General features: G+C 71.7%; 7 protein-coding genes. 6 read left to right on the top strand and 1 reads right to left on the bottom strand.

All coding sequences use genetic code 11. The annotated features are described in order from the left end of the window. Positions 1–223 precede the first annotated feature (223 nt). Genes LXT23_RS23835 through LXT23_RS23820 form a run of 4 tightly spaced genes read left to right on the top strand, consistent with a single transcriptional unit; the run spans position 224 to position 3543 of the window. The gene (locus LXT23_RS23835; RefSeq protein WP_253982571.1) at positions 224–502 is read left to right on the top strand and encodes a hypothetical protein; all 279 of its coding nucleotides are present in this window, start codon (positions 224–226) and stop codon (positions 500–502) included. After that, positions 502–759, top strand: coding sequence for a hypothetical protein (locus tag LXT23_RS23830; RefSeq protein WP_253982570.1), 258 nt, complete (start codon positions 502–504; stop codon positions 757–759). The genes LXT23_RS23835 and LXT23_RS23830 overlap by 1 nt, the downstream gene beginning before the upstream one ends. Further along, a complete protein-coding gene (locus LXT23_RS23825) occupies positions 756–2306 on the top strand; it encodes a PepSY-associated TM helix domain-containing protein (protein WP_253982569.1) in 1551 nt (516 codons plus the stop codon). The genes LXT23_RS23830 and LXT23_RS23825 overlap by 4 nt, the downstream gene beginning before the upstream one ends. Positions 2307–2343: 37 nt before the next feature. Then, positions 2344–3543: an MxcI gene (locus LXT23_RS23820; RefSeq protein ID WP_253982568.1), complete on the top strand. Its 1200-nt coding sequence runs from the start codon at positions 2344–2346 to the stop codon at positions 3541–3543. A gap of 30 nt (positions 3544–3573) precedes the next feature. Here the strand turns inward: LXT23_RS23820 and mxcH are convergent, their stop codons facing one another. After that, entirely contained in the window at positions 3574–6090 is a 2517-nt protein-coding gene (mxcH, locus tag LXT23_RS23815) for a TonB-dependent siderophore myxochelin receptor MxcH (protein ID WP_253982567.1), read from the bottom strand. Between the two features lie 194 nt (positions 6091–6284). Here mxcH and LXT23_RS23810 point away from each other — a divergent pair, with 194 nt between their 5' ends. After that, the gene (locus tag LXT23_RS23810; RefSeq protein ID WP_253982566.1) at positions 6285–8102 is read left to right on the top strand and encodes a BTAD domain-containing putative transcriptional regulator; all 1818 of its coding nucleotides are present in this window, start codon (positions 6285–6287) and stop codon (positions 8100–8102) included. Positions 8103–8233: 131 nt separating this feature from the next. Continuing rightward, a complete protein-coding gene (locus LXT23_RS23805) occupies positions 8234–10477 on the top strand; it encodes a hypothetical protein (RefSeq protein WP_253982565.1) in 2244 nt (747 codons plus the stop codon). Positions 10478–10632: the final 155 nt, after the last annotated feature.

Below are 10632 nucleotides of genomic sequence, written 5' to 3'. Positions count from 1 at the left end.
GCGGGTGGTCTCCTGCGCCTCAACGACACCTCACCGAAATCTTCCTGCTTCGGGCACGCCCACACCGCGCGCGTGAGAGTGAATCAGGAACTCCACGCATTGATGGCGAGTCCCAGGCCGTCCCTCGTGGCGTGTCTTGACTTGCACGCGAGGGTGCGGTTGAAGTGCCCCCGCTTTCGGTATTGAGAATCATTCTCAGTATCGTCACCATCGCGAGGAGGCCATGGCGAGCTCGACCCTGCTGGTGCTGCTGGGCATCGCCGTGCTGCAAGGCACCCACCGGCGTTGGGCCCAGGCTGTTGGTGGCCTCGCGCTGGTGGCGGGCGTGGTCGTGGCGGTGAGGGCCCAGGGGCTCGCCGTGGGCCTGACGTGCTCCGCCGTGCTGGCCATGCTGGCCACCGCCGCACTGGCACTGAGCGCGCCCCTGTGGCCTCGCGCCACCCGGCTCGTGCTGCCCCTCGGCGCAGTGGGGCTCGCGCTGCTGTGGCTGGGGGCTTCCTGATGGCGCACGTGCATGGAGCCGGACGGATTTCCGCGGCCGTCGCCGGTGCGCCCGGGGCCGCGGTGCTCGCGAGCCTCGCCCTCGCCGCGGCCCTGCCCGTGACGGGCGACGTCCGCCTGCTGGTCGCCATCCTCGCCGTCCTGCCCGCGGCCGCCACCGCCGTGTGCCTCGCCCTCCTCGCCCGGAGCGGCGTCCGGGCCTGGGTGGGCTCGGCCCTGGTCGCCGCCGTGTCCGCCGCCGTCCTGGTGCTCACATGAAGCTCTCACCGCGCGCGTACGCCATCCTGTGGGATGCCCATGCCTGGGCCGGCGTGCTGTCGTCGCTCGTCCTCTTCGTGACGTTCTTCCTCGGCGCCTTCGCCCTGTTCGCCGAGGAGCTGTCCCCGTGGCAGGAGCCCACGTTCCGCGCCCCCATCGCCGTCTCCGAGGCCGAGGCCGTCCGCCTCGCGCAGCGAATCGCCGACGCCGAGGCCCCTTCCCGACCGGCCTGGTTCGGCATCTCGCTGCCCACGGACGAGGAGCCGTGGCTGCGTTTGTGGCGCATGTCGCCCGACGGCTCCATCAAGCCGCTGTGGGTCGACCCCGTCTCCGGCCGTGAGCTCGGCGAGCGCAGCGACCTGGGTGAGTTCCTCAACGCGATGCACTTCCTCGAGCCCCTCCCCGGCGGCAAGCACGTGACGGGCATCGCCTCGGCGGTGCTCGTCCTGCTCGTGGGAACGGGCCTGCTCCTCCAGCTCGGCAGGATGGTGCGCGAGCTCGTCCAGTTCCGGCCCGGCGCCGCCCTGCGCGTGTTCTGGTCCGACGCACACAAGGTGATTGGCGTCGTCAGCGCGCCGTTCCTGCTCGTCTTCGGGCTCACCGGCGGCATCCTCTGGCTGGATGACGGGTTCGAGCCCGCGGTGGTGGCCACCTCGCTGGACGGAGACTCCAAGGCGAAGGAGCGCGCCGTCGACTGGCCCTCACCGCCCGCCCCGTCGGGCAGGGCCGCCGGCGCACCCGACCTCGCCAGGGCGCTGGAGCTCGCGAAGCAGCGCTTCCCCCGCTCGGAGCACCACTGGTTCTTCTTCGACAACCTCGGCGACGAGAAGGGCCTCGTACACCTGCCCGGAGAGAGCGAGGGCACGCTCCACGCCTTCACGCACGTGCGGGTGTCGCGTGAAGGCGCGGTGGTCTGGGAGCGGGAGACGGGCGGCGCGTCGGCGTACACGCGCGTCATGGACCCGCTCTTCGGCCTCCACTTCGCCACCTGGGCCGGCTTCCCCGCGAAGGTCCTCTACGCCGTGCTCGCCCTGCTCTGCGCCTTCGGCATCCTCGCGGGCAACCTGCTCTGGCTGGAGCGCCGCCGCGCGAAGCAGCCGGGCCGCTTCGACCGCGTGCTCGCGCGGCTGACGTCCGGCGCCTGTGCCGGCCTCGCCCTGGCCGTCGCCGCCGTGTTCGCGGCCAACCAGCTGCTGCCCGCCACGCTCGCGGACCGGCCCCGCTGGGAGCACGCCGCCTTCCACGCGGCCTGGGCCCTGGCCGTGGGCAGCGCCTTCCTGGACCGCTCCGCCGCGCTGCACGCGCGCCGCCTGCTGCTCCTCTCCAGCGGCGTGCTCCTCGCCGTGCCGCTCATCGACGCGGTGAGGACGGGCCGGCTCCCCTTCGCCTCGGGCTCCTCCTTCGTGCTGGCGACGGAAGTGGGCCTCGTGGCGCTGGCGCTCATGCTGGCCGGCGCGGCCCGCGCCATCCGCCGCCTCCAGCGGCCCGCCCCCTCGACTTCACCTGCCGCGGTGGACCGGGAAGCGCCCGCCCCCGTGCCCACCTGAGCCATCACGTCGTCACATCCCCTGAACGGAGAACCCCATGCGCAGGCCGAGCCCCGCCCCCCTTCTTCTCGCCGCCCTCCTCACCGGGTGCAGCGAGGACGAGACTCCCATCGACCAGGGTCCCCAGGAAAAGCCCGTCTACAGCCTGGCCACCTCCATCTTCTCCCAGGGCAGCAGCGCCACGTACGTGAGCGTCTTCGACTCCCTCGACGTCACCGGGCTGGACCTGGAGAAGGCCTACGAGCACGGCGGCTTCGCGACGATTGGCGCGGTGGACGGGCGGCTCTACGTGGGAGGCGGTGAGACGCCCGAGGTGATTCGCTACAGCGTCCTCGACAATGGCAGCCTGGAGGAGACGGGGAAGTTCAGCTTCGCCAACTACGGCCTCACCTCTGCCCCGCTGTACCTCAACCACTTCGTTGACGGCTCCAGCGCGTACATGTCGCTCGAGGAGTCGCGCCGCATCATCTGGGACCCCTCGTCGATGCAGATTACCGGCACCGCCGAGGCACCGGGCCTGGCACGCGAGCGCGAGGGGCTGGTGGTGAAGTCGAGCTATGACCGCGCCCGGGTGGTGCGGGACGGCTACTCCTTCCAGGCCTTCTACTGGACGGACGGCACCTACTACGACTTCCTCCCCAGCTCGCAGATTGCCGTCTACTCCAACGCGGACGACAGCCTGGTGAAGCTCATCGACGCGCCGTGCCCGGGGCTCGACGTGGCGACGCAGGACGAGGCGGGCAACCTCTACTTCAGCAACTGGGTCTTCAGCGCCGCCGCGCCCGTGCTGGAGGACGACGCGCCCGACACCTGCGTGGTGCGCATCAAGGCGGGGCAGCAGGAGCTCGACACGTCATGGACGCGCTCGCTGTCCGCCATGGTGGGCGGCCGGCAGACGGCGGCGTTCCGGTACCTCGCCAACGGCGTCGGCGTGGTGGCCGTCTTCCACTCGGAGAACGTCGTCATCAACGACCAGACGGAGCCGAACGTCATCACTGGCGGCAGCCACTGGAAGCTCTGGCGGGTGAATCTGGAGACCGGGGCGGCGGCGCCCGTCGAGGGCCTCGACTTCATCGCGGGCGGCTACTACGCCTTCCGCATCGAGGGCCGCACCTTCCTCCTGCTGCCCACCAGCGACTACGCGAAGACGGCCATCTGGGAGCTGGGCGTGGACGGCGCCGCGGTGAAGCGCTTCGAGACGCTCGGCTGGGCGTACCAGTTCGTGAAGGTGCGCTGAAGGTGCGCTGGAGGGCGCGCCTCGCGGGCCTCAGTACTCCAGCGTGCCCTTGAGCCAGCCCGCGCGGCCGGGGCGCTCGACGCCGAAGAAGTCGAACACCTTGGCGTCGGTGAGGTTCTCCAGCTCGGCGGTGAGGCCCAGCGTCACCCCACCCCGCCGCACCCGGTAGCCCACGCCCGCGGCCTGGACGAGCTGGGCGTCGATGGTGTCCTTCGAGGACACGACGCCCAGCCCCTCCCAGTAGCGGAAGAACCCGTGAACGTAGCGGGTGCTCCAGAAGGGAGACAGCTCATCCTCCCCGAAGGCGAGCTGGCGCAGCGACACCCGGGCCGTGGCGTTGGCGAGGAGCCAGGGCCGGTTGGGAAGCCGCCGGCCCTCGAAGGCGCCGAAGGTGCCCTCGGCCGAGGTGTTGCGCGCGTCCTGGACGGTGGCGTTGGCGTCGAGGCTCACCAGCCCACCCGGCGAGCTCCACCCCGCCGCGCCCTCGACGCCGAGCACCCGGGCCCCGTGCACGTTCTGGTAGCTCCAGTTCCTGTCCCGCCCCGTGAGCAGGATGAGGTTGTCCGCGAGCCGGGCGAAGCCGTTGAGCTCTCCGCGGAAGGAGCCGAGCCCGGTGCGCAGCGGCACCGTGGCGACGCCGACGTTCAGGTTGTGGCTGTGCTCCGGCGCCAGGTCGAGGTTCTCCAGGATGAGCACCCCGTTGCCGAAGACCTCGTCCGCGCGGGGCAGGCGCGTGGCCCGCTCGTAGCTGGCCTTGAGGTAGACGGGCTCGCCCAGCCGGAGCCGCAGCGCCGCGCCGCCTCCGAAGCGGTGCAGGTCGCGGTCCTTGCTGCGCCAGCCCCCCGTCTCCGTGACTTCCTGGGCGCGGCCCGCGTAGACGTAGTCCTTGGCGAAGGCGATGACCTCCAGCGCCTCGTCGAACAGGTCCACCTCGTATTCGAGGCCGGTGACGAGCGAGAGGATGGAGCGCTCCGCCGCGAGGCGGTCCGGGTCGCTCGGGGTGGCCGGGCGCCGCTCCTCGCCGGTGCGCAGCGTCAGCGTGGGCGCGACGGACAGGCGGAGCGTCTGCGCCTTCGCGAGGCTCCAGCCCACGTTGGCGCGGCCGTAGACGGACTGCTGCCAGAGCGTCTGGTCCGTGGCGCCGTCCCCAAGCTCGCCCGGCTCCTCCCGCACATTCACCCGGTTGCCGTACCAGTCGTAGACCCACTCGGAGACGTCGACGAGCTCGGTGGTCTGCCAGCCGTAGCCCGCCAGCACGTCCAGGCGCACCGCCCCCGGGAGCGCCTTCTCGTAGAGCAGCTGGGCGCCCAGCGCCGTGGCGCCGTAGCGCGCCTCGCCGAACGGGGGGCCCTCCATCACCAGGTTGTGCTGCAGCTCCTTGTCGTGGGTGGAGCCGAAGGCCCGCAGGGTGAAGCAGTCCGCCCACGCGAGCCCCGTGGCGCCGGCCTCGACGCCGCCGCCGAGCGCCTGGTACCCGTCATGGAAGCGCCTGACGGTGACCGGGATGATGGTGCCCCGGTCGTCGGCAACCTCGGTGTCCACCGGGTAGTCGTTGTCCGTGGTGTCGGCGAAGAAGTGGGCGCGGGCGAAGAAGCCGTCCGCGGCGGGCTTGTAGCTGCCGCCGAGCGTCAGCCGGAAGGTCCCGAAGGCGCCGCCCTGGAGAGACGCGGCGCCGTGGAGCCCGGCCTCCAGCGGCGCGGACGTGAGGTTGACCGCCCCTCCGAGCGCGTCCGCGCCGTAGCGCACCGGCACCACGCCCCGGTAGAGCTGCACCGAGTCCACGAGGTTCACCGGCACGTTGGCGACGCCGAACGGGTAGCCCGCGAGGTCCAGGGGCACGCCGTCGAGGAAGAAGCGGACCTGGTCGTCGGTGAGCCCGTTGAGGGAGAAGAGCGCGGTGCTGCCGAGGCCGCCAGCGCGGCGCACCTCCACGCCCTCCTGCGAGGCCAGCACCTGCCCGAGGTCCGCGGAGCGGGCCTTCGCGCGCCGCGTGCTGATGACCTTCACCGCCTCCGCGGACTGCCGCAGCCGCTCCGCTTCCGAGCGGCCCGACACCGTCGTCTCCCGGCCCTTGCCGTCGGCAGGTGCCGGAGCTTCGGGCGTGGGGGCCGGTGCCTTCGCCGTGGCCTCCGGAGGTGACGGCTCCTGGGGAGGAGGGGCGGCCGCGTCGAGCCGGAAGCTGTGGACGAGCTCAATCTGGCAGGCCACCGCCTCACCGTCGACGCGCGCGGGCTCGAAGCGGAAGGAGCGGCTGGCCGTGCGGATGGCCTCGTCGAACGCCTCGCCCGCGGAGCGGACGACCTCCGACTCCGTCACCACGCCGTGCTCGTCGAGGGTGAGCCGCAGCACCACCTCACCCTCGCGGCCCGCGGCCCGCTCCGCCTCCGGATAGGGCACAGCGACAGTGTCGATGCGCCGGGGCGGGACGAGCCCCGAGGCGGGCGCGGCTTCCTGCGTGGCCGCCGGCTCCGGAGTGGCGGGGGGCTCCCCCGGAGGCGTGGAGGCCACGGAGAGGAACAGGGCGAGGGACGTGAGAGGCGGGAACATCCACAATCCGGGGCTTTTTGGTTTTGCGAAGCAAAATCAACTGTTCGCGGGGGGTATATGGGGGATTGCGCCGGGCCGGTCAAGGCAAGGGGTTCAGGGTGATGGACGGAGTGGGTCATCAGTGACATCCTCGAATTGCTGGATTCGTTCCCCCGTGCCCCCGCGCGAGAAGGGACCGCTGCTTGTTGGATGGGATGCGCGTTGAGCTGCTGGGCGGAGCCCGGGTGTGCGGCGTGGGCGTGGAGCCCCGGCGCCTGGAGCGGAAGACGGCGGCGCTGCTGGCCTGGCTGGTGCTGGAGGGTGAGACGTCGCGTGCGCACCTGGCGGGCCTGCTGTGGCCGGAGTCACCGGAGGCCACGGCCCGCAACAACCTGAGCCAGGCCCTGCGGCGGCTGCGAGAGGTGCTGGGCGCGTCCGCCGTGGAGGGCCGCGAGGCGCTGTCGGCCCGCGCGGACCTGTGGGTGGACGCGCGCGTGCTGAAGGAGTCGCTCGCCCGCGGCGCGCCCACCGCCCTGCCCTCTCAAGGCGAGCTGCTGGCGGGGCTCTACTACGACGACTGCGAGACGCTGGAGGACTGGCTGCGGGGCTGGCGCGCGCGGCTGCACGGCCTGCAGCAGCAGGCGCTGGAGGCGCGCATCCGCGAGGAGGAGCACGAGGGCCGCCTGCACCCGGCGATGGAAGCGGCGCAGCGGCTGCTGGCGATGGAGCCCACGTCGGAGGAGGGCTTCCGCCACCTCATGCGGCTGCACTACCGCTTGGGAGACCGGGCCGCGGCGCTGCGCGTGTGGCGCCAGTGCGAGGAGGTGCTCGCGCGGGAGCTGGGCGTGACGCCCTCGGCGGCCACCCGGCGGCTGGCGAACGAGCTGGGGCGCGCGGAGGCCCCACCTCCTTCGGCCCGGCAGCCCGCGCTGCCGCTGACGGTGGTGCACCCGCCCATGCTGGTGGGCCGCGAGCCGGAGTGGGCCCGCATGGAGGAGGCCTGGGCGGCGCGCCGGCCCATGCTGGTGGTGGGCCCCGCCGGCGTGGGCAAGTCCCGGCTGCTGGTGGACTTCGCGCGCTCGCGCGGGGACTGGCTGCTGCTGACGGCACGCCCCGGGGACTTCGACGTGCCCTTCTCCACCCATGCGCGCTCGCTGCGCACGGTGCTGAAGCGGCGGCCGGACGTGGTGATGGAGGACTGGGTGCGGCGCGAGCTGTCGCGCCTGCTGCCGGAGCTGGCCGGTGACTCCCCGTTGCCCTTGCCCCCGCCGCCCGAGGAGAAGGCGCGCTTCTTCGCGGCCATCGTCCAGGTGCTGCGCGAGGCCCTGCGCGGCATGGCGGTGGTGGCGTACGACGACGCGCACTACAGCGACCGGGGCAGCAGCGAGCTGAGCCTGTACCTGCTGTCGGAGCTGCAGGAGGAGATGGCCGCGGGGCGCTTCCCGCTGTTCCTCGCCAGCCAGCGGCTGGACGAGCAGTCGTGGGGAGAGGACCTCATCCGGAAGTCCGCGGAGGTGGGGCTCGCGGCGTGGGTGGAGCTGGGGCCGCTGGGGCCGGAGGCCGTGCGCGCCCTGCTCGAGGCCATGGAGGTGCCCGCGCTGGAGGCCATGGCGGACGACATCGCCCGCTACACCGACGGCAACCCGCTGTTCATCGTGGACACGGTGAAGCACCTGCTGGAGTCCGGCCATGCGGGCCGCTTCCCCGCCGCGCTGGCACCGCCCAGCCGGGCCCGCGCCGTCATCGAGCAGCGCCTGGGCCGCCTCTCCACGGAGGCCCTGCGGCTGGCACGAGCGCTCGCGGTGGCACGAGACGAAGACGTCGGCCTCGACGCCTCCGCCGCCCTGCTGGAGGCGCCGGTGGACCGCATCGCGGAAGCCTGGCGCGAGCTGGAGGCCGCCGCGCTCGTCCGCGGCGGCCGGCTCAGCCACCCGCTGGTGGCCGAGGTGCTGCTGGCGCCCCTGCCCATCGCCGTCCGCGAGGAGCTGGCCGCCCGCCACCGCACGCCGCTCCACGGCAGCGCGCCGCACTGAGCCCCGGTCATCCTCCAGTCACGCTCGCGTGTTACCGCCAGCCTCCACGACGCAGGGAGGCCCGTGCGGGCCGGAAAGCCGTCCTCCCAGCGTCCCGAACATGACGGCGAGAGCCGCTTGGAGGATGAGACATGAAGAGGACGATGATGTTGCTGTCGCTCGTGAGCGCCCTGTGTGCTTGCGGAGGCGCGGCGGGCCCGGGGGTCGACACGCCCGAGGACTCCCGCCCCCTGCACGACACCGAAGCGCCGCTCGACACCGAGGTCTTCCACAAGGCCATCAACCTGGCGGGTGGCGCCGTCACGGTGGAGGGCCAGGCCTTCACGGCCTTCGAAACGGCCCGGACGCAGGGCCTGAGCGTGCCCTCCGGCTTCCAGGTGGCGCAGACGAACCACACGCCGAGCCCCCAGGTGGACGCGGCGACGAGCGCCATGCTCAACAGCGGCATCTGGCAGCCCGGCGCGCTGCGGGTGGCGCAGACGGTGCCGTCCGCTCGCTACAACGTCTATCTCTACATCCTGGAGAACTACACGGACAACTACCGCTCGCTCGACCTGAGCCTGGAGGGCCAGGTCGCGGCCACCGGGCTGGGCACGCTCCCCCGCGGCGCGTGGCGGAAGTACGGCCCCTACACCGTCAACGTGACGGACGGCGAGCTCACCCTGGACCTGCGCTCGGCGCGCGGCGACCCGCACCTCATGGGGCTGGCCCTCTTCAAGCTGGAGGGCAGCACCCCGCCGCCGACCGGGAGCGGCCGCGTCTACCACGTCTCGAAGAGCGGCAATGACGCGACGGGCGACGGCACGGAGGCGAAGCCGTTCCTCACCCTCGCCCGGGCAGCGGACCAGGTGCCCGCGGACCAGGGCCACACCATCAAGGTGGGGCCGGGCACTTTCCACGAGTCCCGGCAGGTGAACCTGAAGCAGAAGGTGAACCTCGTCGGCTCGGGCGTGGGCGTCACCATCATCCGGGGCGGCTCGTTCGACTGGAGCTCCCCGGGCCTCATCGAGCTGAAGACTCACGTGCCCCATCCCAGCGGCGAGCCGATTCCGTCCTTCGTGTACACCGACGGGAAGACCTATGGCCCGTTCACCCGCTACGTGTCCGTGGACTCGCCGCAGGAGCTGGCCCACTTCTCCATGGAGGGGCAGCGCACGGGCTCGGTGGGCATCAAGGTCGTCAACCGCAACGGGGTGAACATCCACCACGTGGACATCAAGGAGTTCATCTGGGCCGGCATCTACAGCCTGGCCGAGGGCTACGCGGAGACGAAGGGGCTGCGCATCACCGACTTCCGCATCACCGAGTCCGCCAAGGAGGACACCGGCAGCTCGTGGGGCAACATCACCTTGCGCGGCACGCACGAGGGCCTGCTCATCCAGAACGGCCGCATCGAGCACTTCAGCAACGTGCAGCTCACCGAGCACTTCCGCAGCTCCGGCTATGCCATCAAGGCGATGCGCTCCTGGGAGGACACCGCCCGCCAGCGGGATGAAATCCGCGGCTCCAAGCTGCTCAACATCCACACGCGCGGCAAGCACCCGGCCCCGTGGCAGAACTACACGGCGCCCAACATCGGCTTCGAGTTCTGGAGCATCGGCGCGGATGGAGTGGAGATTGCCAACTGCGACCTGAACACGTCGATGTCGCTCGAGTACAACGGCGCCATCGACCAGTACCCCTACAGCTTCTGGGTGCACCACAACCGCATGCAGCCGCAGAAGGCGGGCTTCGTGGAGCTGGCCAACAGCAACATCATCCTCGAGCACAACTACTTCGACATGACGGGCAACATCAACCCGTGGAACGTCATGGGGGAGTTCAACAACGGCCTCCCGTCCAACCAGGGCCCGGTGCTGAAGAACATCCGCATCAACCACAACGTGTTCAACCTGGCGGGCTTCCAGCCGTCCTTCTTCGTCCTCACCACGCGGGTGGATGGCTTCAAGTTCTTCAACAACACGCTGGTCACCACCGGCGCGCCGACGCTGTTCGAGCTCCGCCGGGCGAGCTCGCAGGGCGCTGGCACCATCGAGGTGCGCAACAACGTCTTCGACACGGGCTCGGCCATGAAGCTGTTCAGCTACACCGACGGCCACAACGGCACGGCGCCCGCCAGCGTGGTGTACGCGAACAACCTGCACCGGTACGCGCCGACGAATCGCCCCACGAACTTCACCGAGGCGAACAGCGTGGTGGGGCCCGCGGGGCTGACGCGCTCCGGGGCCATGCCCTTCCCCTACTTCGCGCCGGCCAGCGCCACCGCGAACGTGGTGGACCGGGGTGCGAACGTGGGCCTGCCCTTCGTGGGCGCGGCGCCGGACCTGGGCGCCCTGGAGTACGGCCAGACGCCGTGGCACGTCGGCCTGCCCTGAGCAGGCCGTAGGGGGGTAGCGAAGGGCTCCAGCGGCGCTCCCGACGGCCCTCGGGAGCGCCGCCGTGTCTGCCTGCCGCGGGCACGTCAGTCCGCGCCACCAACATCCGTCGGACCCTTCCCTGGGACCACCGCCGGTCTGGCGCCCGGCTCGCG

The sequence above is a fragment of the Pyxidicoccus xibeiensis genome (assembly GCF_024198175.1).
Lineage (GTDB): Bacteria > Myxococcota > Myxococcia > Myxococcales > Myxococcaceae > Myxococcus > Myxococcus xibeiensis.
The sequence above is the reverse complement of the archived record's forward strand: the minus strand, read 5'-3'. Positions and strand labels throughout refer to the sequence as shown.

Excerpts from the sequence above, each read along its gene's own strand:
- LXT23_RS23835 (WP_253982571.1), top strand. The coding sequence starts at position 224 with ATGGCGAGCTCGACCCTGCTGGTGCTGCTGGGCATCGCCGTGCTGCAA.
- LXT23_RS23830 (WP_253982570.1), top strand. The coding sequence starts at position 502 with ATGGCGCACGTGCATGGAGCCGGACGGATTTCCGCGGCCGTCGCCGGT.
- LXT23_RS23825 (WP_253982569.1), top strand. The coding sequence starts at position 756 with ATGAAGCTCTCACCGCGCGCGTACGCCATCCTGTGGGATGCCCATGCC.
- LXT23_RS23820 (WP_253982568.1), top strand. The coding sequence starts at position 2,344 with ATGCGCAGGCCGAGCCCCGCCCCCCTTCTTCTCGCCGCCCTCCTCACC.
- mxcH (WP_253982567.1), bottom strand. The coding sequence starts at position 6,090 with ATGTTCCCGCCTCTCACGTCCCTCGCCCTGTTCCTCTCCGTGGCCTCC.
- LXT23_RS23810 (WP_253982566.1), top strand. The coding sequence starts at position 6,285 with ATGCGCGTTGAGCTGCTGGGCGGAGCCCGGGTGTGCGGCGTGGGCGTG.
- LXT23_RS23805 (WP_253982565.1), top strand. The coding sequence starts at position 8,234 with ATGAAGAGGACGATGATGTTGCTGTCGCTCGTGAGCGCCCTGTGTGCT.